Annotated in this window: 26 protein-coding genes, 2 tRNA genes and 1 pseudogene; 19 read left to right on the forward strand and 10 right to left on the reverse strand. The window is 64.5% G+C overall.

Annotated elements, in window-relative coordinates; genetic code table 11:
- The 6 genes from A7D16_RS03355 to A7D16_RS03380 form a co-directional block, all read left to right on the forward strand.
- Nucleotides 1-530, forward strand: a 530-nt coding sequence (locus tag A7D16_RS03355; RefSeq protein WP_153043118.1) for an IS3 family transposase, incomplete at its 5' end; no start/stop codon positions are given.
- 629 nt (nt 531-1159) lie between these two features.
- A complete protein-coding gene (locus A7D16_RS03360) occupies nt 1160-1738 on the forward strand; it encodes an anthranilate synthase component II (RefSeq protein ID WP_064629830.1) in 579 nt (192 codons plus the stop codon).
- Nucleotides 1739-1940: 202 nt separating this feature from the next.
- Nucleotides 1941-2573 carry a flavin reductase family protein gene (locus A7D16_RS03365; protein WP_064629832.1) on the forward strand — a complete coding sequence of 211 codons (633 nt, stop codon included), beginning with the start codon at nt 1941-1943 and terminating at the stop codon, nt 2571-2573.
- A 122-nt stretch (nt 2574-2695) separates the two neighbouring features.
- Complete coding sequence (trpD, locus tag A7D16_RS03370; RefSeq protein WP_064629834.1) at nt 2696-3733, forward strand: anthranilate phosphoribosyltransferase; 1038 nt, start codon at nt 2696-2698, stop codon at nt 3731-3733.
- 61 nt (nt 3734-3794) lie between these two features.
- Nucleotides 3795-4670 carry an indole-3-glycerol phosphate synthase TrpC gene (gene trpC, locus A7D16_RS03375; protein ID WP_193395431.1) on the forward strand — a complete coding sequence of 292 codons (876 nt, stop codon included), beginning with the start codon at nt 3795-3797 and terminating at the stop codon, nt 4668-4670.
- Nucleotides 4663-5379, forward strand: coding sequence for a haloacid dehalogenase-like hydrolase (locus tag A7D16_RS03380; RefSeq protein ID WP_064629836.1), 717 nt, complete (start codon nt 4663-4665; stop codon nt 5377-5379). Before trpC ends, A7D16_RS03380 begins: the two co-directional genes overlap by 8 nt.
- 317 nt (nt 5380-5696) lie before the next feature.
- On the opposite strand, the gene crp is transcribed toward A7D16_RS03380, so the two are convergent.
- Nucleotides 5697-6389 (reverse strand): cAMP-activated global transcriptional regulator CRP, encoded by a 693-nt coding sequence (gene crp, locus A7D16_RS03385; RefSeq protein WP_010368067.1) that lies wholly within the window; start codon nt 6387-6389, stop codon nt 5697-5699.
- A 137-nt stretch (nt 6390-6526) separates the two neighbouring features.
- Between crp and speD the strand changes: the two genes are divergently transcribed.
- The gene (gene speD, locus A7D16_RS03390; protein ID WP_010368069.1) at nt 6527-7321 is read left to right on the forward strand and encodes an adenosylmethionine decarboxylase; all 795 of its coding nucleotides are present in this window, start codon (nt 6527-6529) and stop codon (nt 7319-7321) included.
- Between the two features lie 162 nt (nt 7322-7483).
- Nucleotides 7484-7798, forward strand: coding sequence for a DMT family transporter (locus A7D16_RS03395; RefSeq protein WP_003483069.1), 315 nt, complete (start codon nt 7484-7486; stop codon nt 7796-7798).
- 248 nt (nt 7799-8046) lie between these two features.
- Here A7D16_RS03395 and coq7 read toward each other — a convergent pair whose 3' ends face one another.
- Complete coding sequence (gene coq7 / locus A7D16_RS03400) at nt 8047-8700, reverse strand: 2-polyprenyl-3-methyl-6-methoxy-1,4-benzoquinone monooxygenase (RefSeq protein WP_064629838.1); 654 nt, start codon at nt 8698-8700, stop codon at nt 8047-8049.
- A gap of 182 nt (nt 8701-8882) precedes the next feature.
- Between coq7 and rplM the strand changes: the two genes are divergently transcribed.
- Nucleotides 8883-9311: a 50S ribosomal protein L13 gene (gene rplM, locus A7D16_RS03405; RefSeq protein WP_003483082.1), complete on the forward strand. Its 429-nt coding sequence runs from the start codon at nt 8883-8885 to the stop codon at nt 9309-9311.
- A gap of 2 nt (nt 9312-9313) precedes the next feature.
- A complete protein-coding gene (rpsI, locus tag A7D16_RS03410; RefSeq protein ID WP_016902423.1) occupies nt 9314-9706 on the forward strand; it encodes a 30S ribosomal protein S9 in 393 nt (130 codons plus the stop codon).
- A 579-nt stretch (nt 9707-10285) separates the two neighbouring features.
- On the opposite strand, the gene A7D16_RS03415 is transcribed toward rpsI, so the two are convergent.
- Both A7D16_RS03415 and A7D16_RS03420 read right to left on the reverse strand, forming a co-directional pair.
- Nucleotides 10286-10359 (reverse strand) — tRNA-Gln (locus A7D16_RS03415).
- Between the two features lie 53 nt (nt 10360-10412).
- Nucleotides 10413-10489 (reverse strand) — tRNA-Met (locus A7D16_RS03420).
- A 118-nt stretch (nt 10490-10607) separates the two neighbouring features.
- On the opposite strand from A7D16_RS03420, the gene A7D16_RS03425 reads away from it, so the two are divergent.
- The 3 genes from A7D16_RS03425 to bfr all read left to right on the forward strand — a co-directional run bounded on the left by A7D16_RS03425 (nt 10608) and on the right by bfr (nt 12385).
- Nucleotides 10608-11225, forward strand: a complete 618-nt coding sequence (locus A7D16_RS03425; protein WP_064629840.1) for an RNA pyrophosphohydrolase — start codon at nt 10608-10610, stop codon at nt 11223-11225.
- A gap of 80 nt (nt 11226-11305) precedes the next feature.
- Nucleotides 11306-11515, forward strand: a complete 210-nt coding sequence (locus A7D16_RS03430; protein ID WP_064629842.1) for a (2Fe-2S)-binding protein — start codon at nt 11306-11308, stop codon at nt 11513-11515.
- Nucleotides 11516-11914: 399 nt separating this feature from the next.
- Complete coding sequence (gene bfr / locus A7D16_RS03435) at nt 11915-12385, forward strand: bacterioferritin (RefSeq protein ID WP_064629844.1); 471 nt, start codon at nt 11915-11917, stop codon at nt 12383-12385.
- Nucleotides 12386-12695: 310 nt separating this feature from the next.
- Here bfr and A7D16_RS03440 read toward each other — a convergent pair whose 3' ends face one another.
- Genes A7D16_RS03440 through A7D16_RS03450 form a run of 3 tightly spaced genes read right to left on the reverse strand, consistent with a single transcriptional unit; the run spans nt 12696 to nt 17632 of the window.
- The gene (locus A7D16_RS03440) at nt 12696-14966 is read right to left on the reverse strand and encodes an ATP-binding protein (protein ID WP_064629981.1); all 2271 of its coding nucleotides are present in this window, start codon (nt 14964-14966) and stop codon (nt 12696-12698) included.
- A gap of 39 nt (nt 14967-15005) precedes the next feature.
- Nucleotides 15006-16967 carry an EAL domain-containing protein gene (locus A7D16_RS03445; RefSeq protein WP_064629845.1) on the reverse strand — a complete coding sequence of 654 codons (1962 nt, stop codon included), beginning with the start codon at nt 16965-16967 and terminating at the stop codon, nt 15006-15008.
- A gap of 38 nt (nt 16968-17005) precedes the next feature.
- Nucleotides 17006-17632 (reverse strand): DUF4126 domain-containing protein, encoded by a 627-nt coding sequence (locus tag A7D16_RS03450; protein ID WP_064629847.1) that lies wholly within the window; start codon nt 17630-17632, stop codon nt 17006-17008.
- Nucleotides 17633-17761: 129 nt separating this feature from the next.
- Here A7D16_RS03450 and A7D16_RS03455 point away from each other — a divergent pair, with 129 nt between their 5' ends.
- The 6 genes and pseudogenes from A7D16_RS03455 to A7D16_RS03475 all read left to right on the forward strand — a co-directional run bounded on the left by A7D16_RS03455 (nt 17762) and on the right by A7D16_RS03475 (nt 22194).
- The gene (locus A7D16_RS03455) at nt 17762-18499 is read left to right on the forward strand and encodes a DUF6776 family protein (RefSeq protein WP_064629849.1); all 738 of its coding nucleotides are present in this window, start codon (nt 17762-17764) and stop codon (nt 18497-18499) included.
- 3 nt (nt 18500-18502) lie between these two features.
- A complete protein-coding gene (locus tag A7D16_RS03460; protein WP_064629856.1) occupies nt 18503-18952 on the forward strand; it encodes a bactofilin family protein in 450 nt (149 codons plus the stop codon).
- A gap of 84 nt (nt 18953-19036) precedes the next feature.
- Complete coding sequence (gene erpA / locus A7D16_RS03465; protein ID WP_064629859.1) at nt 19037-19423, forward strand: iron-sulfur cluster insertion protein ErpA; 387 nt, start codon at nt 19037-19039, stop codon at nt 19421-19423.
- Nucleotides 19424-19821: 398 nt separating this feature from the next.
- Nucleotides 19822-20031, forward strand: a pseudogene (locus A7D16_RS21150) (alpha/beta hydrolase); the annotation flags it as partial.
- A 308-nt stretch (nt 20032-20339) separates the two neighbouring features.
- A complete protein-coding gene (gene nudC, locus A7D16_RS03470; RefSeq protein WP_064629983.1) occupies nt 20340-21230 on the forward strand; it encodes an NAD(+) diphosphatase in 891 nt (296 codons plus the stop codon).
- Nucleotides 21231-21303: 73 nt separating this feature from the next.
- Nucleotides 21304-22194 carry a cobalamin biosynthesis protein gene (locus A7D16_RS03475; protein ID WP_064629860.1) on the forward strand — a complete coding sequence of 297 codons (891 nt, stop codon included), beginning with the start codon at nt 21304-21306 and terminating at the stop codon, nt 22192-22194.
- A 177-nt stretch (nt 22195-22371) separates the two neighbouring features.
- Here A7D16_RS03475 and A7D16_RS03480 read toward each other — a convergent pair whose 3' ends face one another.
- The 3 genes from A7D16_RS03480 to A7D16_RS03490 form a co-directional block, all read right to left on the reverse strand.
- The gene (locus tag A7D16_RS03480) at nt 22372-22779 is read right to left on the reverse strand and encodes a DUF2752 domain-containing protein (protein ID WP_064629862.1); all 408 of its coding nucleotides are present in this window, start codon (nt 22777-22779) and stop codon (nt 22372-22374) included.
- A gap of 2 nt (nt 22780-22781) precedes the next feature.
- Nucleotides 22782-23162 carry a CD225/dispanin family protein gene (locus tag A7D16_RS03485; RefSeq protein ID WP_064629864.1) on the reverse strand — a complete coding sequence of 127 codons (381 nt, stop codon included), beginning with the start codon at nt 23160-23162 and terminating at the stop codon, nt 22782-22784.
- 287 nt (nt 23163-23449) lie between these two features.
- Entirely contained in the window at nt 23450-25372 is a 1923-nt protein-coding gene (locus A7D16_RS03490) for an MFS transporter (RefSeq protein WP_064629866.1), read from the reverse strand.
- Between the last annotated feature and the right edge of the window lie 3 nt (nt 25373-25375).

Consider the following 25375-nt stretch of genomic DNA (forward strand, 5'->3'; position numbering starts at 1 on the left):
GTCAGCCGCTGCTGCGGCCATCGCAGGCCAACCAGGTGTGGTCGATGGACTTTGTGTTCGACCGCACCGCCGACGGCCGGGCGATCAAGTGCCTGGTGATCGTGGACGACGCCACACATGAGGCGGTGGCCATCGAGGTGGAGCGAGCGATCTGCGGACACGGCGTGACGCGTGTGCTGGATCGGCTGGCCATCAGCCGCGGCTTGCCAAAGGTGATCCGCACCGACAACGGCAAGGAGTTTTGCGGCAAGGCGATGGTCGCTTGGGCGCATGCGCATGGTGTGCAGCTGCGGCTGATCCAACCCGGCAAGCCAAACCAGAACGCCTATGTCGAATCGTTCAACGGCCGGCTACGCGATGAATGCCTCAACGAACACTGGTTCCCGACACTGCTGCACGCACGCACCGAGATCGAGCGCTGGCGACGCGAATACAACGAGGAGCGACCCAAGAAAGCAATTGGCGGCATGACCCCGTCCGCGTATGCCCAACAGCTGGCCAACACCGATATCATCAACCCCGGACTCTAGACCCGGCCGCTACTCAGGACGGGGGGGGGGCTGACTCTTCTACTGTTGCAGTATGTACTGGGCTAAGACGGCAAACGAATGCGTCGCGTTGCCGGGCGCATCTGCTCAGGAAGAAGGCGGGCTGCGCCGCACGATGCTTGAGCGTGACCGCTGGTGGCTACAGGCAAGCTGGTCCAGATCCATGCCGCGCCTGATGCCGTCAAGTAGTTCTCCAAGTTCTCAGCGCTCCAGTGCTGGCCATGCCGAGTGGGCAGTCCAGGGGTCTTGGACGAGGACTTCGCGGACTTAGTCATGCCTCTGCTTCCATGCTCTTCACGCAGTGGTTCAAGGCTTCGGCCGGACGCAGCTCAGGCGCAGCGTGGGGCGAACATCAAGGCCCCGGCGCTGACAGATGGCTTTGGACTTGCGCAGCCGTACTTCATGTCGAGTGGCGTCGACCGGCTTGTACGGCTCGTAGGCTTGCAGCTGTACAGAGACCCGGAAGCTCGAGCGAGCCCGTGCGAAGATATGTGCAGTGTTGCTCGCTCCCCAGCAGCTTGGGTATCAAACTAGTTAGTGGGTATCGCAGCGGGTATTGATGAGTGATTTCGGGCTTTGTCCCCTTTTAAAAACAAATAGATAGGCCTGATATGTTGCTCATGCTCGATAACTACGACAGCTTCACCTACAACTTGGTGCAGTACCTGCAGGCGCTGGGGGCCGAGGTCACGGTGGTGCGCAACGATGCGATGAGCGTCGATCAGGTCGCCGCGCTCAAGCCCGAGCGCATCGTGATCTCGCCTGGTCCGTGCACGCCGAACGAGGCCGGCATCTCGCTGCAGCTGATTGAACAGCTGGGGCAGACCACGCCGATCCTGGGCGTGTGTCTGGGCCATCAGAGCATCGGCCAGGTGTATGGCGGCGACGTGATCCGTGCCGGCAACATCATGCACGGCAAGACCTCGCCGATTCGCCACGAGGGCAAGGGCGTGTTCGCCGGCCTTCCGGACAGCTACGAGGCCACGCGCTATCACTCGCTGGTGGTGGACAAGACCACCTTGCCGGATGCGCTGGAAGTCACCGCCTGGACCGAAAATCCGGACGGCTCGGTGGAAGAGATCATGGGCTTGCGCCATCGCCAGTTTCCGGTGGAAGGCGTGCAGTTCCATCCCGAGTCGATCCTGACCCAGCACGGGCATGTGCTGCTGAAAAACTTTCTGCAGCGTTGATCGCGATGGCCGCCATGCACGTTGCCGTCAGCGGCGCAGCTTGCATCGGCATCCACGCACCCGCGTGGCCGGGCTGTGCCAGCACGGCTGCCTACGAGACGATACGCAGCCGATCGCGGACGGCGGCGCCGACGCATGCAGCCAGCGTTTTTTTCGCCCAGCAAGGCCTGTGCGCTTCGCAGTTAACCGAGATTGCTTCCCAATGAACACGTCCGACGACAGCATGCACTTCTATGAGCCAGCGCGAGGCCACGGACTGCCACACGACCCGTTCAATGCCATCGTGGGCCCGCGCCCGATCGGCTGGATCGGTTCGCGCAGCGCCGAGGGCATCGCCAATCTGGCGCCCTACAGCTTTTTCAACGCTTTCAACTACACCCCGCCGATCGTCGGCTTTGCCAGCATCGGCCGTAAGGACAGCCTGCGCAATATCGAGGCCACTGGCGAGTTCACCTGGAATCTGGCCACCCGTCCGCTGGCCGAAGCCATGAACGCCAGCGCGGCGGTGGTGCCATCCGATGTCGACGAATTCGATCTTGCCGGTCTGCAGATGGCGCCATCGCGTTTGATCGATGTGCCACGGGTCGCGGCAAGCCCGGTCAGTTTCGAGTGTCGCTTGAGCCAACTGCTGCAGCTGCACAGTGCAAGCGGTCACGCCATCGAGACCTGGTTGGTGCTGGGCGAGGTCGTTGGCGTGCATCTGGCCAAATCGGCGCTGCACGAGGGCATCTACGACCCGGCCGCGGTGCAGACGATTCTGCGCGCAGGCGGGCCGGCCGATTATTACGAAGTGCAGCCGCAGGCGCGCTTTCGCATGCGGCGTCCAGGCCAATGATCGCCGCAGATGCAGACGCTTCGCCTTGTTGCAACGCTTAGACAGCGCGCTTTCCCACACCGAGCGAGCGCGGCGCAAGCCGCCTGCGTATCCACCCATCACGTTCTGCCACGGTCGTTCCCATGCCCATCACTCCGCAACAAGCCCTGCAGCGCACCATCGAACACCGCGAAATCTTCCACGACGAAATGGTCGAGTTGATGCGGCAGATCATGCGCGGCGAGGTCTCCGACATGATGGTCGCGGCCATCCTCACCGGGCTGCGGGTCAAGAAGGAAACCATCGGCGAAATCGCCGGTGCCGCCATGGTGATGCGCGAATTTTCGCGCCGCGTGGAGGTAAGTGATCGCCAGCACATGGTCGACATCGTCGGCACCGGCGGCGATGGCTCGCACACCTTCAATATTTCCACCTGCGCCATGTTCGTCGCCGCAGCTGGCGGTGCCAAGGTGGCCAAGCACGGCAATCGCAGCGTCTCGTCCAAGTCCGGCAGCGCCGACGCGCTGGAAGCATTGGGCGCAGTGATCGAGCTGCAGCCCGAGCAGGTTGCCAGCGCGTTGGCGCAGACCGGTATCGGCTTCATGTATGCACCGGTGCATCACCCGGCCATGAAGGTGGTGGCGCCGGTACGTCGCGAAATGGGCGTGCGCACCATCTTCAACATTCTCGGCCCGCTGACCAACCCGGCCGGCTCGCCGAACATCCTGATGGGCGTGTTCCACCCGGATCTGGTCGGTATCCAGGCACGCGTGCTGCAGGAGCTCGGCGCCGAACGTGCGCTGGTGGTGTGGGGGCGCGACGGCATGGACGAGCTCTCGCTAGGCGCTGGCACGCTGGTGGGCGAATTGCGCGACGGCCAGGTGCGCGAATACGAAGTGCATCCGGAAGATTTCGGCATCGCCATGTCGGCCAGCCGCAACCTCAAGGTGGCCGATGCTGCGCAATCGCGCACGATGTTGTTGCAGGTGCTGGACAACGTGCCCGGCCCCGCCCTGGACATCGTGGCGCTCAACGCAGGTGCCGCGCTGTACGTGGCCGGTGTGGCCGAGAGCATTGCCGATGGCGTGGTGCGCGCACGTGCGGTGCTCGCCGATGGCTCTGCGCGTGCGCGGCTGGACGCCTACGTGGCCTGCACCCGCCAACTCGCCCTGCAGCCCTGAGCGATGCCGGCTGCCGCACGCGGCGGCAATCGCCCGCCGGCATCCTCACAGTCACGCTGGCATGCTGTGCGCTGGCGTGCAGCCGCGCTCCGGTGCGGCCGTCTTGACCGATAATGCCCGCCCGCCAGGACCCGATACGATGAGCGACATCCTCAACACCATACTTGCCCGCAAGGCCGACGAAGTCGCCGAGCGCAGCGCGCGCGTGCCGCTGGCCGAGTTGATCGCGCGCAGCGCGGATCTGCCGCTCACGCGCGGTTTCGCCGCCGCCATGCAGGCCAGCATCGCCGCCGGCGACCCGGCCGTGATTGCCGAAGTGAAGAAGGCCAGCCCGTCCAAGGGCGTGATCCGGCCCGACTTCCGTCCGGCCGATATCGCGGTCAGCTACGAATTCGGTGGCGCTACCTGCCTGTCGGTGCTCACCGACGTGGATTTCTTCCAGGGCGCGGACGCCTATCTGCGCCAGGCGCGCGAGGCCTGCACGCTGCCGGTGCTGCGCAAGGATTTCACCGTCGACCCGTATCAGGTCTACGAAGCGCGCGTGCTCGGTGCCGACTGCATCCTGTTGATCGTCTCGGCGCTGGACGATGCGCAGCTGGTCGATCTGTCCGGCCTGGCCATGCAGCTGGGCCTGGACGTGCTGGTGGAAGTGCATGACATCGACGAACTCGAGCGTGCGGTGCAGGTGCCGGTGCCATTGATCGGCATCAACAACCGCAACCTGCGCACCTTCGAAGTCACCCTGCGGACCACGCTGGACATGCGTGCCGCGGTGCCGCGCGACCGGATTCTGGTCACCGAAAGCGGCATCGTCACCCATGCCGATGTGCAGCTGATGCGCGGCCAGGGTGTGAACGCGTTTCTAGTTGGCGAAACCTTCATGCGCGCGCCCGAACCCGGCGAGTCGCTGCGTCAGCTATTCTTCGCGCATGACTGAGTCGTATCCCGCACCGCGCGAAGACGCACCGCTGGTGGTCTTCGATTTCGACCACACCTTGTACGATGGTGATTCCGGCAGCCATCTGTTTGCCTGGTTGATCAAGCGCAACCCGTTGCGCCTGCTGGTTGCGCTGCTGGTCTCACCTGTTCTTGGTCCCATGGTGGCACTGCTGCCGACCCGGCGGCGTGGCGTGTCCGGCTATGTGTGGATCGCCACCTTCGGGCTGCACCGCACGCGCGAGTTCAACCGTTTCATCGACGCATACGTGCTCAAGCATGAAGCGCAGATCCGCCAGCGCCTGTTGCCGCATGCCTTGAAGGTCTTCACCGAACACCGCGCCGCCGGCGACCGTGTGGTGGTCGCCACCGGCGCACCGCCGGAGTTGGCGCGCGCAATTCTCGGATTCGTCGCACATCAGGATGTGCCGGTGATCGGCAGCCTGGTCGGCCCGCGCCTGGGCGCGGTCACCGCCCGGCGTCACTGCCATAACGAAGAGAAGATGCGCATGTTGCGCGAGCGCGGCTATGCCGACATCGCCATCGCCTATTCGGACAGCACCGCAGACCTGCCGCTGTTGAAGGCCGCGCGCGCGCCGGTGGTGGTCAATCCCAAGGCCAATCGCGAAGCGTTGTTTCGGCAGGTGCTGCCCGCAGGCACGCCGATTCTCAACTGGGGCTGTCGCGACCGCGGCGGCAAGGCGCTGTAAGACAAGCACACCCATCCAAGCCCCATTCGGTTACGCGAGACGAAACCGCTACGCGGTCTGACCCAACGTGCGGCGTTTGGCATGCCAACCAGCATGGGTGTGGCGTGGTCACAAAATCGACGAATCGTCAGGACCGTGACGCAGTCGCGATGCGTAGCGTGCGGCGTGACCGCTCGAACGCACGCTTATGAGAGGTTTCGCGCAGTGCGTTACTGCCGGCTTGCACCTGCGCCGAACTCAGCCGCATCGCAATTGGATCAAATCGTTGCCCGGCTCGGCTTGCAGCCAGTGCACAGGGCACTGGCTGCACAGTGCCGTCAGCGTGTGCCGTACAGCACGACCGTCTTGCCGCGTGCATGCAGCAGGCCGTCGGCCTGCAGCTTCTTGAGCACGCGCCCGGCCATTTCGCGCGAGCAGCCGACCAGGCGTGCCAGTTCCTGGCGCGACACGCGCAGCTGGGTGCCCTGCGGATGGCTCATCGCTTCCGGTTCCTTGGACAGGTCGTGCAGAGTGCGCACGATGCGGTCGGTCACGTCCAGGAAGGCCAGGCGGCTGGCTTTCCTTGTGGTGTCGAGCAACCGTTTTGAAAGCTGAACGCCGATCGCGTACAGAATCTTCGGCGCGTCCGGCGACAGGCTGGTCTGGAACAGCTGCTGCAGCCGCTCGTAGCTGATCTCGGCAAGCTCGCACTGGGTGCGGGTGCGCAAGATCACCTCGCGGGTATCGGATTCGATGAACAACCCCATCTCGCCGACGAATTCCCCGCTACCGAAGTAGCCCAGCACCAACTCACGGTCGTCATCTTCCTCGGCGATGATGCTCACCGAGCCACTGATCACGTAGTAGAGGGTACCGGCCGGGTCTCCGGGCCGGAACACATCGGTTCGGGTCGGATAGCGCCTGCGGTGGCTGTGCGCCAGAAAACGCTCGATAGTGCCCGCGTCTAGCGCCAGTGAGGGGGTAGCGTTACGTACCGTCGTGGTGACAACCGTCGTGTTTCCTGGGCTCATGGTAGTTCCGCGTGTGATCCCTGAAGCTTAACGGCATGAGTCATGCAAGGTAAACCATTCTCAACATCGGCATTTCGTTGCTGGGACCTTTGGCTCATAATTGACTCCTTTCCCGATTTCCATAAGGACAGACCGACGTGGTCAAGCCGTTGCCTCGCCTGAGGCTACAGGGGTTCAACAACCTCACCAAGGCGCTGAGCTTCAACATCTACGACGTCTGTTATGCGCGTACCGAAGAAGAGCGTCAGCGCTACATCGAGTATATCGATGAGCAATACGACGCCGATCGTCTGACGCAGATCCTGACCGATGTGGCCGAGATCATTGGCGCCAACATCCTCAATATCGCACGTCAGGACTACGATCCGCAGGGTGCATCGGTGACGATCCTGATTTCCGAAGAGCCGGTGATCGACAAGAAGCAGGCCGGCAAGGAGCTCATCTCCGACGCCGTGGTAGCTCATATGGACAAGAGCCATATCACTGTGCACACATACCCGGAGACGCATCCGCAGGAAGGCATCGCGACCTTCCGCGCCGATATCGACGTCGCCACGTGCGGCGTGATTTCGCCGCTGAAGGCGCTGAACTATCTGATCGAGACGCTGGAATCGGACATCGTGATCATGGACTACCGTGTCCGTGGCTTTACCCGCGATGTGAAGGGCAAGAAGCACTACATCGACCACAAGATCAACTCGATCCAGCACTTCCTCGCCAAGAACGTGAAGTCGCGCTACGAGATGATCGACGTCAATGTCTATCAGGAAAATATCTTCCACACGAAGATGCACCTGAAGGACTTCGACCTGGACCAGTACCTGTTCGAAGAGCGTGCCAAAAACCTCTCGTTCAAGGAGCGCATGAAGATCGAAACGCTGCTCAAGCGCGAGATCGAAGAGCTGTTCCACGGGCGTAACCTGAGCGAGTAATTGTCAAGAACGACCGGTTGCGCGCCTGTTCGAAGGTGCGTCAACGACTCAAGGCGGGACGGCCCGCCACGCGATGACCTCGCGTTCCACAGCCGACGGCGGCCCAGTGTGCAGACACTGGGTCGCTTTTTTTTTTGACCGTTTTTTGTGAGGAGTACTGCGATGCCCTGGATCTATCTGTTGCTGGCCGGCCTGTTCGAGATCGGCTTTGCCATGGGACTGAAATACAGCGACGGCTTCACCCGGCTGTGGCCCACCGTGCTGACCATCGGTCTGGCCGGTATCAGCCTGTGGTTTCTGACGCAGGCGCTGAAGACCATTCCGGTCGGCACCGGCTATGCAATCTGGACCGGCATCGGCGCCCTGGGCGTGACCATTGCCGGCATCGCGCTGTTTGGCGACAGCGCATCGTGGTCGCGACTGGCGTGCATCGGTTTGATCGTGGCTGGTGTGATCGGGTTGAAGCTGGTCGGGTAGTCGGTCCCACTTCGCGGGCCCGCCCCCAACGTTCGCTTCGCAAACCTTGGGCCCCGACTCGTTGGCTTCCTATCCCCACGCCTTCGGCCGTGGCCGCACCCGCAGCGCGGGCGCAGCCCCAAAGTTTGCTTCGCAAACCTTTGGGCCCCAACTCAGTAGCTGCCTATCCCCACGCCTTTGGCGCGCCCCCTTAACAAAGGGGGCTTTGCTCCAGTTGGGGTGTCGCGTTCCCGACTCCCGATTCCCGACTAGAACCGGTAGGCGACTGTCTTCATCAGCTTCGAGGCCAGGGCCATCGCGCTGGGGATCGGGGCCGGGAGGGGACGGGCGCCGGCTTGTTCGGCCTGGTCGGCATGGCGGGCTTCGTCGATCTTCATCACGCGCAGGATGGCGCGGCTGCGCTGGTCGACCGCTGGCAAGGTCTCCAGATGCTCGTCCAGATGGGCTTCGACCTGGCGCTCGGTTTCGACCACGAAGCCCAGGCTCCAGTCATCGCCGCGTAGCCCGGCCAGCGCGCCGAGTGCGTAGCTGCCGGCATACCAGAGCGGGTTGAACAGGCTGGGGCGGCTGTCCAGCTCGTGCAGGCGATCGGCGCACCAGGACAGGTGGTCGGTCTCTTCCTGCGCGGCTTCCAGCAGGTGGTGCTGGGTATGCGCGTCGCGGGCAACCGCGGCCTGGCCGAAATACAGGCCTTGCGCGCAGACCTCGCCGACATGGTTGATGCGCATCAGGCCGGCGGCGTGGCGACGTTGCTGCGGGTCCAGTGCGACATCGGGTGTCTCGGCAGCGGGATTGGGGCGTTCGGCCGGCGGATTGCCGAACACCGTGTCCAGCGCGCGCTGGGCTTCGACCAGCAGCCGGTCGAGCGGGCTATGCAGTCGGGAAGGGGAGGTCTGGGTCATGCGTCGATTCTGGCCCCGCTCGACCGCGCTGCCAACCGCCGTGGCTCGGCGGCGGCTGCAACTTGCGCCGACGCCGGGCGTCCCGTACAATCCCGCCTCTTCTGTTTCGCCTTCACAACGCGTGGCAAAGTTCCAGTGGTCTTCGGCCACTGCAATCCGCCCGACCACTCAAGAGTTTTCTCATGACTACGTTCACCGCCAAGTCCGAGACCGTCCAGCGCGACTGGTATCTCGTCGACGCCGCCGGCAAGACGCTCGGCCGTCTGTCCACCGAACTGGCCCGCCGCCTGCGCGGCAAGCACAAGCCGGTTTATACCCCTCACGTCGATACCGGCGATTACCTCGTGGTGATCAATGCCGAGAAGATCGTCGTCACGGGCAACAAGCTGAAAGACAAGAAGTATCACCGCTTCACCGGCTACATCGGTAACCTGAAGACCGAGAGCCTGGAGCAGGCGCTGCAGCGCCACCCGGAGCGCGTGATCGAAATCGCCGTCAAGGGCATGCTGCCGAAGGGCCCCCTGGGCCGCACCATGTACCGCAAGCTCAAGGTCTATTCGGGTGCCGAGCATCCGCACGCCGCCCAGCAGCCGCAAGTTCTGGATATCTAATCATGGCTATCACGCAAAACTACGGCACTGGCCGCCGCAAGTCCTCCACCGCTCGCGTGTTCCTGCGCAAGGGTACCGGCAACATCACTGTAAACGACCGTCCGCTGGACGAGTTCTTTGGTCGTGAAACTGCGCGCATGATCGTGCGTCAGCCGCTGGAACTCACCAAGAACACCGAAAGCTTCGACATCCTGGTCACCGCCTCCGGCGGCGGCACCACCGGTCAGGCCGGTGCGATCCGTCTGGGCATCGCCCGTGCACTGGTCGAGTACGACGAAACCCTGAAGTCCGAGCTGCGCAAGGCTGGCTTCATGACCCGTGACGCCCGCGAAGTCGAGCGTAAGAAGGTCGGTCTGCACAAGGCCCGTCGCGCGACCCAGTTCTCCAAGCGCTGATCCATCGCGTTTGCTGCGTCCCGGTCCGCCGGGGCGCCTGCTTCAAAAGCCCGGTCATGCCGGGCTTTTGTCGTTTTGAGGTTTGACGTCTGTTTGCTGCAAGGCGTGCTGATGTTCTTCGTGAGGGAGGGCGCGCGATGCGCCTCTAGCTGCGTGCGTACGCGGCGCCTGTTTCCGCTGTCTTGCTAAATCAGCTCGCAGGCGAAACCAGAGACGGAGCCTAGGTCAGAGTCGAAACCGAAGTCGAAATGTCATTAATGCCTGGCTGGCGGCATGCGGCACCAGTAGTGCATCTGCATTCGTCAGCTGGATGTTGCTGGGGGAGTTCGGCGTTTCATTGCGGTGCGGCAGCGGTTGGGGTCGTGTCGCGCATGTCGAGGGCAATGCTGCCTGCGCCATGCCTGGGGAGGAGTGTAGAAGCTGGGCCCATGCGCTGTCTGCGCTGCGATCGCAACTATTGGTGACGGACTGTTGTGCCCTCATTCGGCCGAAGTGCGCGTCATGCGGTTGGTCGCTGCATCGCTGTCGAAACGCCGGGCAACAAAAAAGGCCCGATCTTTCGATCGGGCCTTTCGTGTTTGGCTGCCCCGGATGGATTCGAACCACCGATGCCTGAGTCAGAGTCAGGTGCCTTACCGCTTGGCGACGGGGCAATAAAAACGTGTTGATACAAGATTATCGCATGCCGGTGAGGGCGTGAATACCTTGGTGGCTATGGGTGGACTCGAACCACCGACCCCAGCATTATGAGTGCTGTGCTCTAACCGGCTGAGCTACATAGCCTAGGGAGCCGGCAATTCTCACGATGCATTGCGCTGTTGTCAAGCATTTCGTTTTCAGCTTGTGAGCCGGGCGTCGCCGTGGCAGAGTCGGTGACAGTAGATTTTCAGGAGTCCGCATCGTGATCGATCCGGACGGTTTCCGGCCAAACGTCGGCATCGTGCTGATGCGGCAGGACGGTCAGGTGTTCTGGGCACGACGTGTGCGCAGGGACGGCTGGCAGTTCCCGCAAGGTGGCATGAACACCGATGAGACACCCGTCGAAGCCATGTACCGCGAGTTGCGCGAAGAAACCGGGTTGTTGCCCGAGCATGTGGAATTGCTCGGTGCCACGCCTGGGTGGCTACGCTATCGCCTGCCCAGCCGCGCGGTGCGCCGCAACGAGCGCCAGGTATGCATCGGGCAGAAGCAGGTCTGGTTCCTGCTGCAGTTCACCGGCGACGAATCCCACCTCAAGCTCGACCATACCGATACCCCGGAGTTCGATCATTGGCGCTGGGTGGATTTCTGGTACCCGGTCGAGCATGTGGTGATGTTCAAGCGTGGCGTCTATGCGCGGGCGTTGCGTCATCTGGCGCCCCTGGCGCAAAACCTGGCCGGCCCGGCAGCGGTGGGTGCGATGCCCGAGCGTGCGCTGGAAGCCTGGTTGCCGGGGAGTAGCGCGGCAGGACACGACAGCCCACGCAAGCGTCTACGCAAGCGCAGCGGGGCTCGCCCGGCGCGGATTAATAATGATTAACGTTTGGAATTGACACCTATTCTCGTTTGCGGTGCAATCAGTCCCGGTCCTTTCCGGATCGCCAACACCCGACCGATACCGTGTACGTCTGCATCTGTAATGGGGTCACCGACCACCAGATCCGCGAAGCGGCCGAGAACGGCTGCGCCAGTCTTGCCGAACTGACCATGCGCACCGGCTGCGGGTCCAATTGCGGCTCGTGCCTGGACATGGCCGGCGACTTGTTGCATCAGGCGCATGCCACCTGCGCGTTGCCGCTGCCCATGCTGGGCCTGGCCAGCGCTGCCTGAGCCTGAGGTCGTTGGCTCTGTGGGCTGCGTGCCTGGCCTGCTGGAGTACTGGTTCAGGCACTGAAGGCAGACGTGCTGGCGTCTGCCCTGCGATGCTGATGGCTCGCGACGATGCGTCGTCTACGCATTGTGCAAACGGTGCGTTACGGCTTCCGCTCCTGACGGCCTGAGCGGCGTCAGGTGGTCGGTGCCGGTAATGCGTAGTTCCAGCTGACATCGCACTCTATCCGTCAACTCGATTCCCCAGCCGTCATGCGCAGACCAGCAGCCATGCGCTGACCAGCAGCGCCGCCCTGGAGCGGGGCCGGAAGCGTCCCGCAACTGATCACGATTCGCGTTCCTTCATGCGCCGCGCCAACGCGTTAGAGTGCGGCCGGCTCACTGTCTCGGAGACATCGCATGAAGGGCGATACCAAAGTCATCGAGTACCTCAACAAGGTGCTCTACAACGAACTCACTGCGATCAACCAGTACTTTCTGCACGCCAAGATGCTGAAGAACTGGGGCCTGAAGGAATTGGCCGAGCATGAGTACAAGGAATCCATCGACGAAATGAAGCATGCGGACAAGCTGTCCGACCGCATCCTGTTTCTCGAAGGGTTGCCCAATTTTCAGGCGCTGGGCAAGCTGCGCATCGGTGAGAACCCGACCGAGATGTTCCGCTGCGATCTGACCCTGGAGCGCGAGGCGGTTGTCGTGCTGCGCGATGCAGTGGCGTATGCGGAGACCGTCAAGGACTACGTGAGCCGTCAGTTGCTGGTGGACATCCTGGAATCGGAAGAAGAACACATCGACTGGCTGGAAACCCAGCTGGATCTGGTGGCCCGTATCGGCGAGCCGAATTACCTGCTGACCAAGCTTGACGACTGAAAGCGCGTTTGGTCGCGGTGATTGTCTGGCTGTGGGTGTTGCTGCGCGTCGGTTGCGCGCGCTGGTTGCTGGGCGCTGGTAGTTCGCCTCTTCGGGCGCTTTGTTTGGCGAGTGAGGACGCGTGGCTTCGCCCGTACCCTCACCCCAACCCCTCTCCCGCAGGAGAGGGGCTTAAGCGTTTTGCCGCAGTTGGAGAGGCGGTCCGAAGGCGGGTGTTGAGCAATGCTTCGATTCGATGCGAGCGCAGTTTGTTGAGTGCGCGAATGGCCGACGCACGGTTGTTGCTGTCGCTTCGATGACGCTGGCAGGACTACTGGCTCGTCGTGCTGGTGATGGCCTGCAGGCGGGCGACCTGGCCTAGCAGGGCCAGGCGGGCGCGGGCGTATTCGGCGATGACCAGGGCGACCATGACCGAGGGGCGTTCGATGGTGCCGGTGCGGGCGGCCAGTTCGATGCGCCGGGCTGCGTTGGACACGGCCTGCGCGCCGACGTTGGCGCTGGAAGACTTGAGCGTGTGGGACAGATCGCGCAGTTGCATGCTGTCGCGATTGGCTGCGGCCGCTTCCAGTTGTTCGATGAGAAGCGGGGCGTCTTCCAGGAACAGCTGCAGGATGGTGATGGTGTCCGCGCCGGCCACTTCGTAGAGCTCGTCGATGACGCTGTTGTCCAGGATCGGCAGTGCGCGTGCCTGCGCGGCGGAGCTGGCGCTTTCCGGGTCGTGGGGGGGCTGGCCGGCAGGGCTTGGACCGGGCAGCAGCGGCTGACGCGGCAGCCAGCGTTGCAGGCAGGCATCGAGCTGTTCGCGCGCGACCGGTTTGGACAGATAGTCGTCCATGCCCGCGGCCAGGCAGCGTTCGCGGTCGCCGGCCATGGCGTTGGCGGTCATCGCCACGATCGGTACCGGGCGGCCGCCGCTTTCTGTCTCCATGGCGCGCCAGCGCCGGGTGGCGGCGTAGCCATCCAGGACCGGCATCTGGCAATCCATGAAGACCATGTCGTAGCGGGTGGATTCCATGCTGCTCAGCGCGGCTTCGCCGTCGGTGGCGGTGTCGGCCTCGAAGCCGAGCACGGCCAGCAGCTTCTGCGCGACCAGCAGGTTCACCGGGTTGTCTTCGACCAGCAGGATGCGCACCTCGCGCGCGTTGGCCATCGGCGGCGGCAACGGCTCGGGGATCATCGCCGCGGCCAGCGTGGCGGCGTGCGCTGGCTTTGGGTCGGGCGGCAGCACCAGGGCGCGCAAGGTTTCGTCCGGGCTCTGGCGCGGCACCAGGGTGGTGTGGTCCTGCAGTTCGGCCGGTACCGGTTCTTCGCCGTATAGCCAGATCAGCCGCGCGCCGTTGGCATCATGCGGGCGGGCGAGCGCGCGGTGCACGGCGCGCGCGCTATAGCGCAAGGTGTCGTGGTCGGCGATGACGCAGCGGAAGCCTTCGGTGTCGGTGTTGCGGCGCACGCGTTCGAGCGCTTCTTGGGTGGTTTCCATCAGCACATGCGATATGCCCCAGCTGTCGAGCAGGCGCTTGAGGCGTTGTGACAGGCGCGCATCGGAGCTGATCACCATCACCCGCGCCGCGTCGGCGCCGGAGGCCTGCTGCAGGTCGCCGATGACCTTGAGCAGCGGGATTTCGAACCAGAACGTGGCGCCGCGTCCGGGCTCGGATTCCACCCCGATGCGGCCGCCCATCAGGTCGATGATGCGTTTGCAGATCGCCAGCCCCAACCCGGTACCGCCGTACAGGCGTGTGGTGGAGGCGTCGGCTTGTGCAAAGGAGCGGAACAGGCGCGCCTGCTGGTCCGGTGCGATGCCGATGCCGGTGTCGCGGATCTGGAAGCGCAACAGATGCTGGGCGCGGGTTTCGCCCAGGCGGCGCAGCTGGATGTCGACGCCGCCGTGTTCGGTGAACTTGATGGCGTTGCCGATCAGGTTGCCCAGGACCTGGCGCAGGCGGATCGGGTCGCCGCGCACCAGCAGGCGCACCGACGGTTCGATATCCAGGCTGAGCCGCAACTGGCGGCCTTCGGCGGTGCGTTGCAGCAGCTGCACGACGCCGTCGAGCAGTTCGCGCAGGTTGAAGGTAGTGATCTCCAGTTCGAGCTTGTTGGCTTCGAGCTTGGAGTAATCGAGGATGTCGTCGACGATGCGCAGCAACTGCAACGAACTGCCGGTGGCGGTTTGCAGCATGTCGCGCTGATCCAGGCTGAGCTGACCGCTGGAGATCAGCTCCAGCATCGGAATGATGCCGTTGAGCGGGGTGCGGATTTCATGGCTCATGGTGGCCAGGAACTCGCCCTTGGCCAGCGTGGCGGCCTCGGCGGCCTGCTTGGCGCGCAGCAGTTCCTGTTCCAGTTCGCCGTGGCGCTGCAGTTCCTGCTGCAGGCGTTCACGGGCCAGCTCGGCCTCTTCCAGGTGCTGCGCCAACGTTTGCTGCGCACGTGCGGCCCTGTAGGCGGCAAACGCAGCGCACAGCCCACACACCACCGCCAGCGTTGCCGACACCGCGGTGACCGCGCGCCACGGGCCCTGCAGCGCAGACCACTGCAAGCCTGCGCCCAGTGCGGCCGCCAGGGCGGCCAGGGTTGCCACGATGCTCCACGCGCGAAAGCCTCCTGCCTGCGCCGTCACTCAGAGCACCGCGTTCGTGAAGTCGAAGTCCAGTTCCTTGCCGACCGTCTGCACCAGGTTGCCCTGGATGAAGTCCACACCGCTCATCCACATCGCGGCCGCTGCCTGCGGATCTTCGATGCGTTGGCCGATGATCAGCAGGCCGCGCTGGTGGGCGATGTCGATGACGCCGCGCAATTGGTCGCGCACCGCGGCATTGCCATGCGCATCGGCGAACCGGTTGGCCATGCGTACGAAGCTCAGCGGCAACTGGCTCAGCAGCGCGTTGGCTTCGTCGCCGGGTTCGAACTGGCTGAGGCAGAACTGCACGCCGGCCGGCATCAACTTGGCGCAGAACTGCTGCACAGTGACAGCGTGGATCAATGCATCGTCCAGGCGCAGGTCGACAATGAGCGATTGCCCGGCCACGCCACGTTCGACCAGCGCCTTGAGCAGCCAGTCCGCAAATGCATCGCGCGCCAGCGTGCGCGGCGATTGCGAGACGAACAGGCGCAGCGGCGGGCTGGCGTGCTGGTACAGGTGCAGCAGGCCCAGCGCGTGGTCCATGACCTGCTGGTCCAGATCGGCGATGCGCCCGGCCGCTTCGGCGGCAGGAATCACCTGGCCGGCCGACAGCAGCGTGCCGTCGGCCTGGCGCAGCCGCAGCAGCACCTGGTATTGCGCGGTGTCGCCGCCGGCCACGGCCACGATCGGTTGATAGGCCAGTTCAAGCTGGCCTTCGACCAGCCGTAGCTGTTCCTGCTGTTCGGCCTGGCTGGGTGCGAGATAGGTCTGCACGCCATCGCTGCGCAGGCGTGCCTGCAGGGCGGTGCGTTCGACCGCTTCCAGCGCGCTGCCGGTGTCGTCGAAGCCCAGCCCCAGCGGTGCCACGCCGATGGCGCAGCGCACATGCACGGATTCTTCTTCGCGCACCGGGAAGGCGTTGGCAGACAGCCGCTGGCGGATCTCCAGCGCCTGCTGTTCCAGGCTGGCTTCGGGCATGTCCACGGCCAGCAACAGGAAGCTGTTGTCGTTCAACCGCGCCAGCGGATAGGGCTGGGCGGCACTGGCCAGGCGGTGCCCGGCCTGGGTCATCAGGCGTTCGTAGGCGGCGTAGCCATAGCGTTCGCGCAGGCCGAGCGCGCTGGCGATCTCGATGAAGAACAGGCCGCCGGACTGCTTGCGCTCCAGCGCATCGGCAAGCAACTCCATCACGTGACCACGCGTCGGCAGGCCGGTTTCCGGGTTGCTGCGCACGCTGACCTGTTCACCGGCGTGCTGCAGCGCCTGTTGGCGCGCGCGGCGGATACGGTTGGATACCGCGGCGATCAGATGGCGCGGGCGGATCGGTTTGGTGAGGAAATCGTCGGCGCCGCTGTCGAGCACTTCGAACTGACGCTCCGGGTCCGGGTCGCCGGTCAGGAACACGATCGGCAGCAGCTGCTGGCCGGGCTGCTGACGGATCAGCGTGGTCAGGCGGATGCCGTCCAGCTCGGGCATGTGCAGATCCATCAGGATCAGATCCGGGTGGTAGTCCTGGATCGCCTGCGGCACGCTGGCGGCAGTCATTTCGACCTGCGCATGCATGCCGGCGCCGTGCAGCACGCTCTGCGCGAACAAGGCCTGCGAGCGATCGTCTTCGACAATGAGCACGCGATACGGCGCATCGGCCGCGACGTTGTCGTCGCCATTGCGGGGCAGCGCCGGCGCTGCCGACGGCGGCAGCGCGGTAGGCGCCGATGTCGGGTGCACGCTGCCGCTGGCGGCCACCGCGCGCAGCGGCGCTACGGTTGCTGCCCGGCTGGCAACAGCAGGCGCAGGAATGATCGCCGCGCTCACCGGCGCCGCATCGTCGGCTGCCACCGCCGCTTCATCGGCCCAGCGACGCCAATGGTCGGCCGGCGGGGTCTCGGCGCGCAGTGGGCGATTACGCGTGGCGGTGTCGTCACGTGTGGTGGAAGGAACCGGATCTCGGGCGGCCATCGATACTCCCTGCAGTCGCGGTGATTATGCGATGAACTTCACGATAGCGGGGAGCGGCGTGCAGCGGGCGTGGTGGCTGTGCGCATCGGCGCAACCAGCCGGTGCATGCCCCGCCACAGCAATCGCCAGATCCACCACACCACCAGCGCGGCCAGCACGCTGGAGCCCACCGCAACACTCAGTGCCAGCCATGGGTGCGCCAACGCCAGCGCCAATGCCGTGGTGGCGATGGTGTCTTCGGCCAGTGAGGCGATCCAGTTGCTTGCCGGCTCGGGCGAGGTGTTGAGCAGTGCGCGTGTACCTGCCTTGAGCGTGTGGCTGGTCAGCGCCACTCCGGCGCCGGCCGCCAGGGCGCCCGCGCCAAGGTCGCCATCGGGGGAAAGCGTGGCCGCGGCCAGGAATGCGCCGGCCGGCACACGGGCCAGCGTCTGCAGCAGGTCCCAGCCCGAGTCCACGCCTGGAATCTTGTCGGCGAAGAACTCAGCCACCGCCAGCGCGCCCGAGGTGCCCAATACCCACACCGACTGCGTCGGATGCAGGGCCGGCGGCAAGTCGATCCAGCCGAGCAGGCCGGCCAGGCCGACGCCGAACACGGTGAGATAAACCCGGATGCCGGCCAGCCAGGCCAGCAGGATGCCGATCACGAACAGATGCGCTTCGCTCATGGCGTGGTTCCCTGCAAACAATTGCAGAACTATGGGATAACCGCCGGCCCAGCGCCAGCGCGACGGGTGTCGGGGCTCTGGCACACTACGCCGCCCATGACTGCGCCGGCCTGCCCGGACCCGATGCCCATGAGACCAGCCGCCCGCGTGCAGATCGTCCAACGTGCCTCCGGCGGCGGCCATTTCAGTGGGCGCTGGCTGTGGCTGGTGGTGGCCGTCGTGTGGCTGGCCTCGCTGGGTGGGGTGTGGTGGCTGGCCACGCGCAGCGCCGCCCCGCGCCTTGTGGAGGCCGAAGCAGCGCTGCAGCAGGCGCAGCGCGCGCAGACCCAGCAGCGCAAGCAGATCGAACAATTGCAGCAGCGCCAGGTCAATCTGGCGATGTCGGACAAGATCAGCCGCGCTGCCAATACCGAGGTGCAGGCCTCGTTGGCCGAGCGCGACGAGCAGATCGCCGCGCTGCGCGCCGATGTGGCCTTCTACGAGCGGCTTGTGGGCTCGACCGCGCAACGCAAGGGGCTCAACGCGCACTCGGTGCAGTTCACCGCCGAGGCCGGCGGCACCTGGAATTACAGCGTGGTGCTGACCCAGAACATCAACCGCGGCGCGATCAGCCAGGGCCAGCTGCGCTTTGCGGTGGAAGGCGTGCGCGCCGGCAAGCTGGTGACGGTGAGCTGGAACGAATTGCACCAGAAGCCCGATGCCGCCGGCCAGCCGTATTCGTTCCGCTATTTCCAGCAGTTGGACGGAAGCGTCATCCTGCCGAAGGATTTCACTCCGCAACGTGTCAAAATCTCCTTGAGCGGCGATGGGGCGCCGGTCACTCAGACATTCGACTGGAAAGTCGCCGGCAATGGCGCGGGGGAGTAGCTCATGTTCGGAAACAAATCCAACCGTGGTGCGCAGACCGTGGTCGATACCTTGATCGGGCCGCAGGTGGTGATTCGCGGCGACCTGGTGTTCAGCGGCGGGCTGTATGTGGAAGGTCGCATCCTGGGCAAGGTGATTGCCGAAGACGGCGCCAGCGCCATCCTGACGGTGGCCGAGCAAGGCAGCATCGAGGGTGAAGTGCGCGCGCCGGTGGTGATCATCAATGGCCAGCTGACCGGCGACGTGCATGCGGCCGAGCGGGTCGAACTGGCCGCCAATGCGCGGGTGCAGGGCAATGTGCATTACCAGGTGGTGGAAATGAGCGCCGGTGCGCAGCTCACCGGGCGGTTGATTCACGCTGCCAGTGCCGGTGCCACTGCGGCGTTGCCGGCACCGGAAGCCAGCCGTGCCGAGCCGGTCAAGGCGCTGCAGGCCGAAACGGCGGGCGCCTGAGTACGGCGTGGGCGGTGAACGCCCCGGCAGCCACCGCGGTCGCTGCGGCTTGAAGTGCGGCCGCCCGACCCCCATGCTGCTGACATGAGTACGCTCGTTTCGCTCCCTACCGCCGCCCCGGCACCGGACTACCAGTCCATCGACCGGCCACTGAACTTTTCCGTGGCCGCCGCCGCCAAAGTGCGCGAGCTGATCCAGGAAGAAGGCAATGCCGAGCTGGCATTGCGCGTCTACATCCAGGGTGGCGGGTGCTCCGGCTTCCAGTACGGCTTCGAGTTCGACGAAAACCGTGCCGAGGACGACCTGGCGGTAGCCACCGATGGCGTGACGCTGCTGGTCGACCCGCTGAGCCTGCAATACCTGATGGGCGCTGAGGTGGACTACACCGAGAGCCTGACCGGCGCACAGTTCGTGATTCGCAACCCCAACGCGAAAACGACTTGCGGTTGCGGGAGCAGCTTCAGCGTTTGAGTACGGGTGGGTGCTGGGCGGCTGTGTGTATTGCGCGCTTGTGGTCAACCGCCTGTGTTGCGATGGCCGATGTCCTGGCGATATGCAGCCAATAAGGCCCTAATTCCTGCGCGTCGTGTCGATGGCGACAGATGTATGCCGGCTGCGACCTGATGCGTCTCAAGCTGCTGGTGGTACGGGAGAGCGCCTGGCGCATGTTGTCGTAGGCCGTACGCAAAGCGTCGCTTGCCCCGCTTGCTGGAATGGCGATGCGACCGCCGGACTGCCATCAACGTGATGGCCGCCGATTTGACCGGCGCACTGCGCGAATCGTCGCCGTAGATCACGCCTGCATCTGGTGTTTTAACGATCCGTGATTGCTGCAGTCATCCTCTATTGCGAGGACACCGCCGCGCCCCGTGCTGTGGGGTTCGTCCAACGACGCCACCATCCCGCTCAACAATGCGTAGACGGCCATTGCCGGGTTCAAGCGCCGCGGCAGCAACCAGGTGTCGCTGGTGGATATCGGCAGTGGCAACCCCGACGACAACTCGGCCTTCGTCCATCTGGTGGCCAACGAGCCGTGCATCGTGGCGGTGCGGCATCAGCTGCTGGACAAGCAGCGGTAACGCCACGGTCATCGTTTGATGCTGCCGCAGGTGCAGGCCGATGCAGCTGCGGGCTTCGATGCGCCCGCACCTGCACCGGCTCGTAGCAGCCGCGTTTCCCTCTACGGATAGGACTTGCAACGCCTGTTCTGACGCGACAGCTGCGCATGCTGCCCCTGCATCGGTCGGCGTGCGACATGCCGTGAACCACGCGCCGAACCTTGTCTCCGGCGCTGGTGGCCGCGGCGTCTGAACACGCACTGCAGGCGCGGCAAGCAGACCGCGTGCGACGGTTGCAGGCGCTGGCGATTATCGGCAGGCTTGCGCGGATGTCAGAGTCTCTTTTTTCATCTTCCGGTTTTGCCTTCACCCACGCCCCGCTCGATCGCGGAGATGTGCTGCGTGACGATCCCGACGCCCTGGCGCGGTTATGGCCGCAAGGCCGTGTGCTGTTGCTCGATGCCAAAGGTGCGGCGCTGGCCGATGCCGATGGACAGCCGCTGCTGATGGAGGGTGCTGCGTTGGCCGACGGGCCGGAGGCGGCGATCTTCCTGGGCCTGCGCGACGCGGTGTGCTGGTTCTGTCTGCCGGCCGACATCGTTGCGGTGCAGGCGCCGCAGCGGATCGATCTGCGCCAGGCGGCCGCCGACTGGCCGGCCGACATCGCCACCGCCTTCGCCTATGCACGCGCGATGCTGCACTGGCAGTCACGCACGCGCTTCTGCGGCGTGTGCGGTGGGGCGATTGCGTTCCGCCGCGCCGGTTTCATCGCGCATTGCACGCAGTGCCAGACCGAGCACTACCCGCGTGTGGATCCGGCCATTATCGTGGCCGTCAGCGATGGTGCGCGCCTGCTGCTCGGCCGTCAGGCCAGCTGGGCGACCGGGCGTTATTCGGTGATTGCCGGGTTCGTCGAACCGGGCGAGTCGCTGGAGCAGACCGTGGCGCGCGAGGTCTTCGAAGAAACCCGCGTGCATGTGCAGGACTGCCGCTATCTGGGCGCGCAGCCATGGCCGTTTCCGGGCGCGCTGATGTTGGGCTTCACCGCGCGCGCCGCGGCGACCGAGGTGCCGCAGGTCACCGGCGAGCTGGAACACGCGCGCTGGGTCAGCCATGCGCAGGTCGGCGCTGCGCTGGCCGGCGAGGGTGAGATCGGCTTGCCGCCGCGCATTTCCATTGCGCGTGCGTTGATCGAGCATTGGCATCGTGCGCATGCTTGAGCCTGGCCGGCTGTTGCAGCGGTGCAGCGGCGCTTGCGTCCGCTCGGCTAGACTCGGCTGAGGAGGCCCACCCATGTTCACTATCCTGGTTGCCGTCGTCGTCGCACTCGCGTTGGGCCATCTGGTGCCGGCGCAGGTGGCCAGGCTGCGCAATTTCGCCTGGTTCGGCCAATGGCTGCGCCGACTGGACAGTCATGCGGCCGGGCGCGGCGTGTGGCAGGGCCGTTATGGCGTGCTGCTGGCAGTGCTGCCGGCGCTGCTGGTGGTGCTGTTGCAGTGGCTGCTGGACGATGTCTGGCACGGCTTTGTGGCCTTGCTGTTCGGTGTGGCGGTGCTGGCCTGGACCTGGGGCCCGCGCGATCTGGATCGCGATGTCGAAGCGGTGATCGACGCCGATGAGCCGGGCGCGCGGCGCGATGCGATCGCGCAGTTGCAGGCCGCCGGCGGCAGCGTGCACGAAGACGCACCGTCGCTGGTGGAAGCGGTGGTGGTGAATGGACTGCGGCGCTGGTTTGCGGTGCTGTGGTGGTTTTTGCTGCTGGGGCCGTTTGGTGCGGTGCTGTACCGGCTCACGGCCTTGGCGGTGGAAAGCCCGCTGGCGGTCTTGCTGCCGCCACGCAATCTGGCCGGCGCGCGCTGGCTGCTGGCGGTGCTGGAATGGCCGGCGGCCCAGCTGATGACGGTCTCGATGGCGCTGGTGGGCAATTTCGACACCGTCTTCCGCGCCTGGCGCCAAGCGCATGGCAACCGTTGGTCGCTGGAGCCGCATTTTCTCGGGGCGGTGGCGCGTGCCAGCGTCAGTGCCGAATTACGCGACCAGGCGCACGATTACACCGACTCGGGCCTGGTGCCGGTGTGGCGCCGCCTGCCGGAAGTGCGCGATGCAATGAGTCTGGTCTGGCGCGTGTTGTTGCTGTGGATGGTGGTGTTGGCGTTGCTGGTGATTGCGGGGTGGGTGCGGTAGTGCCTGTTCGGCATGTGTCAACGTTACTGCAGCACTGATGAGGCGTGTGGCGAGCAACCTGAGCAAATCGCTGTTGTGTGAACTGGCTGCTCGCTTGACTGCCAAGACTCCGATATCGCCAAGCGGCGCGGCATCGCACTTTCGTAAGCCCTGGGCGCTGCTTCAGTGGACATAGCCTCAGCCCGGAGCAAGCAAGGTAAATGGAAGCCAAGGCAAATTTCTCCCTATCCAAAAGCCTGGCAATAAAATCCCCCAGAGCCAGGGAGAGCCAAGGATTCTGGCCAGTGGCATCAAGCGCCTTGGCTGCCATCCGAGATGCCACAGCGCCGCCCACGGGATAAGAAACAAGAGCCCGGCTGCAAGCGCGTTCATTTTGATAGCTGTAACTAAATCACCGTGTGCGAGCGCATGCAGGGCACGCGTGATGCCACACCCAGCGCAATAGAAGCCCGTCAACGCGTGAAAGATGCAGGGTGGGAATGGGTTTCCCGGAAGGTTGGGATCAAACTTCCAAAAAATCCAGACGCCCGCACCGACTGCCAAGGCAGCCGGTGCGAGCGAAAGCTGAACTAGGCGCTTTGACACGCTTATCTCGAATTCTCGATCTGCTGCTGCATCTCGATAATGCGTTCCTTGTAGCCATCTACGCCAAGGCTGGCGATCGAGACGATCCAAAGAATCAATCCGAGCACAAAGATGCCAGTGGTAACCCAGGCCAGTATCTTTGCAGTATTAGATGCCTTGATCGCTGCTGGAATATCTCCTGCGTTGAGCAAGGGATTGACCTTCGCGGCAAAGATGATTGCCACGATGCCGGTAATAATGCCCGGAATGGTCCAGCATGAGCAGCAAACCAGAACGCAAAGAACCGTCATCGTGATGGACCAGGCCAGATGATTCCGGATCGGCTGGACAGGCGGCGGAACGACGGAAGGCTGCGGATGGATCGGCGGTGGGATGGCACTCATGGTGAAGCTCCTTGGGTGGTAAACAACTGCGAACTGATGGGTGAGTGGGATGCGTTATCCGGTGCCGGGCGCATCGGCATGCCTATCGCTGCCGGCATGACGGCCAGCCACCGGAGTGCGCGACGCCCGCCGATCACGGCAGGCGCCTCAGGCGCGATGATGTTGAGCACAACGACGTCCCCCGTTACGACCGGCCGCGTCCGCTTGGTGGGCGCGGCGGCAAAGCGTGCAATGGCGCACAGGCTACTCGCGGCACGCGATGGACGCAAAGCCTGCACCTGCCGGGCTCAGGGACGATCCTGACGCAGTGCGCGCACCTGTTGTTCCAACAGCGCGGCGTTGGCCTGGTCGCCGGCAACCGCTGCACCTGCCACCACGTCGATCTGCGCGCGCATCCGCCGCGGCACCCGCATGCGGCCCAGGCGGGTGTCGCGCCGGCTCCACATGCTCGACCACATGCCGCGCAGCGCCAGCGGAATCACCGGCACGCTGCGGCGCGCCAGGATTTTTTCGACGCCGGATTTGAACGGCGCGATCTCGCCGTCCTTGGTCAACGCGCCTTCCGGGAAGATGCATACCAGTTCGCCATCGGCCAACGCGGCATCGATGCGGTCGAAGGCCTGCTGCATCAGCGCAGGGTCTTCGCGCGCGCCTGCGATCGGGATGGCCTTGGCGGTGCGGAAGATCCAGCGCATCACCGGGATGCGGAAGATCTTGTAGTACATGACAAAACGCACCGGGCGCGGAATCACTGCCGACAGGATCAGCGCGTCCATGTAGCTGACGTGGTTGCACACCAGCAATGCGGCGCCTTCGTCGGGCACATGTGCGTCGATGTCGCGCGCGCGCAGGCGGTACAACACGCTCACCAGCACCCAGCTGAGGAAGCGCATCAAAAATTCGGGCACCAGGGTGAAGATCCACAGCGCCACCAACGTATTGGCGATGGCCAGCGCCAGGAACACCTGTGGAATGCTCAGGCCGGGCAACGGAATACGCACCCCGAACAGCACGACCTGCGGCAGCTGCAGTGCGATACCGATGACCGCCGCGGCCACGATGAACAACGCGTTCTGGATGTTGAGCCCGGCGATCGCGCGCGACAGCTCGGCCTTGGGCGTGCGGCTCTGGATCAGCGCAAACAACGGCACCACGAACAGGCCGGTGAACAGGCCGATTCCGACCAGATCGACGATCAGCCGCACGCTGCCGGGCTGCTGCACGAACTGGCCGATTGACAGATCGCTTACCGGCGCTGCACCGGGGCGGGCGAAGTACAGGTCCAGCAGGAATGCGCTGATGCCGAACGCGCCCAGCGGCACCAGACCGATCTCCACGGTGCGCCCGCACAGCCGTTCGCAGAGCAGCGAACCGACGCCGGTGCCGATCGAAAACAGCGCCAGCGCAAACACGTACAAGTCCTGCTGGCCGCCCAGATTGAGCTGCGCATAGGTGGGCAACTGCGCTGTCAGCACGGTGCCGACGAACCAGAACCACGACACCCCGAGCACCGCGTTGCGCACCGCCGGCGTGCGCCGGGTCAGGCGCATGATGGCGCGCGATTCGGGGATGGGGTTCCAGTTGATGGTCAGCTCGGGCGCGCCGGCATCGACCTTGGGCACCAGCCGCGCCACCAGGTTGCCGGTGACCGCGATTGCGATCACCGCGGTGGCCGCAGCCTCCGGGCCATGGCTGCCGGCAATCTGGAAGATCAGCCCGCCGAAGATCATGCCGCACAGGATCGAAATGGAGGTGCCCATTTCGACCAGGCCATTGCCGCCGGTGAGTTCCTCGGGTTTGAGCACCGAAGGCAGGATCGAATACTTCACCGGCCCGAACAGGGTGGACTGCAGGCCGGTGCAGAACAGCGCAATCAGCAATATCGCCATGTTCTCGGTGAGAAAGCCCACTGCGGCCAGCGACATGATCGCGATTTCCATCGTGGTGGTGATCACGATGAGTTTCTGCTTCTCCAGTTTCTCGGCGATCTGGCCGGCCAGCGCGGAGAACAGGAAGTACGGCAGGATGAACAATGCCGGCGCCAGATTGGTGTAGAGCGTGCGCTGCGCCGCATCGATGCCCAGGTAGAACAACAAGCCGATGATGGCCTGCCGATAGACATTGTCGTTGAACGCGCCCAACGCCTGCACGGCGAAGAACGGCAAGAAGCGGCGCTGCCTGAGCAGGGCGAACTGACTGTGACCGGACATGCA

This window comes from Xanthomonas nasturtii, from assembly GCF_001660815.1.
Lineage (GTDB): Bacteria > Pseudomonadota > Gammaproteobacteria > Xanthomonadales > Xanthomonadaceae > Xanthomonas > Xanthomonas nasturtii.

Bases quoted from the DNA above. Each gene is read 5' to 3' on its own strand.
- A7D16_RS03360 (WP_064629830.1), top strand. From the start codon at position 1,160: ATGTTGCTCATGCTCGATAACTACGACAGCTTCACCTACAACTTGGTG.
- A7D16_RS03365 (WP_064629832.1), top strand. From the start codon at position 1,941: ATGAACACGTCCGACGACAGCATGCACTTCTATGAGCCAGCGCGAGGC.
- trpD (WP_064629834.1), top strand. From the start codon at position 2,696: ATGCCCATCACTCCGCAACAAGCCCTGCAGCGCACCATCGAACACCGC.
- trpC (WP_193395431.1), top strand. From the start codon at position 3,795: ATGCTGTGCGCTGGCGTGCAGCCGCGCTCCGGTGCGGCCGTCTTGACC.
- A7D16_RS03380 (WP_064629836.1), top strand. From the start codon at position 4,663: ATGACTGAGTCGTATCCCGCACCGCGCGAAGACGCACCGCTGGTGGTC.
- crp (WP_010368067.1), bottom strand. From the start codon at position 6,389: ATGAGCCCAGGAAACACGACGGTTGTCACCACGACGGTACGTAACGCT.
- A7D16_RS03395 (WP_003483069.1), top strand. From the start codon at position 7,484: ATGCCCTGGATCTATCTGTTGCTGGCCGGCCTGTTCGAGATCGGCTTT.
- coq7 (WP_064629838.1), bottom strand. From the start codon at position 8,700: ATGACCCAGACCTCCCCTTCCCGACTGCATAGCCCGCTCGACCGGCTG.
- rplM (WP_003483082.1), top strand. From the start codon at position 8,883: ATGACTACGTTCACCGCCAAGTCCGAGACCGTCCAGCGCGACTGGTAT.
- rpsI (WP_016902423.1), top strand. From the start codon at position 9,314: ATGGCTATCACGCAAAACTACGGCACTGGCCGCCGCAAGTCCTCCACC.
- bfr (WP_064629844.1), top strand. From the start codon at position 11,915: ATGAAGGGCGATACCAAAGTCATCGAGTACCTCAACAAGGTGCTCTAC.
- A7D16_RS03445 (WP_064629845.1), bottom strand. From the start codon at position 16,967: ATGGCCGCCCGAGATCCGGTTCCTTCCACCACACGTGACGACACCGCC.
- A7D16_RS03450 (WP_064629847.1), bottom strand. From the start codon at position 17,632: ATGAGCGAAGCGCATCTGTTCGTGATCGGCATCCTGCTGGCCTGGCTG.
- A7D16_RS03455 (WP_064629849.1), top strand. From the start codon at position 17,762: ATGAGACCAGCCGCCCGCGTGCAGATCGTCCAACGTGCCTCCGGCGGC.
- A7D16_RS03460 (WP_064629856.1), top strand. From the start codon at position 18,503: ATGTTCGGAAACAAATCCAACCGTGGTGCGCAGACCGTGGTCGATACC.
- erpA (WP_064629859.1), top strand. From the start codon at position 19,037: ATGAGTACGCTCGTTTCGCTCCCTACCGCCGCCCCGGCACCGGACTAC.
- nudC (WP_064629983.1), top strand. From the start codon at position 20,340: ATGTCAGAGTCTCTTTTTTCATCTTCCGGTTTTGCCTTCACCCACGCC.
- A7D16_RS03475 (WP_064629860.1), top strand. From the start codon at position 21,304: ATGTTCACTATCCTGGTTGCCGTCGTCGTCGCACTCGCGTTGGGCCAT.
- A7D16_RS03485 (WP_064629864.1), bottom strand. From the start codon at position 23,162: ATGAGTGCCATCCCACCGCCGATCCATCCGCAGCCTTCCGTCGTTCCG.
- A7D16_RS03490 (WP_064629866.1), bottom strand. From the start codon at position 25,372: ATGTCCGGTCACAGTCAGTTCGCCCTGCTCAGGCAGCGCCGCTTCTTG.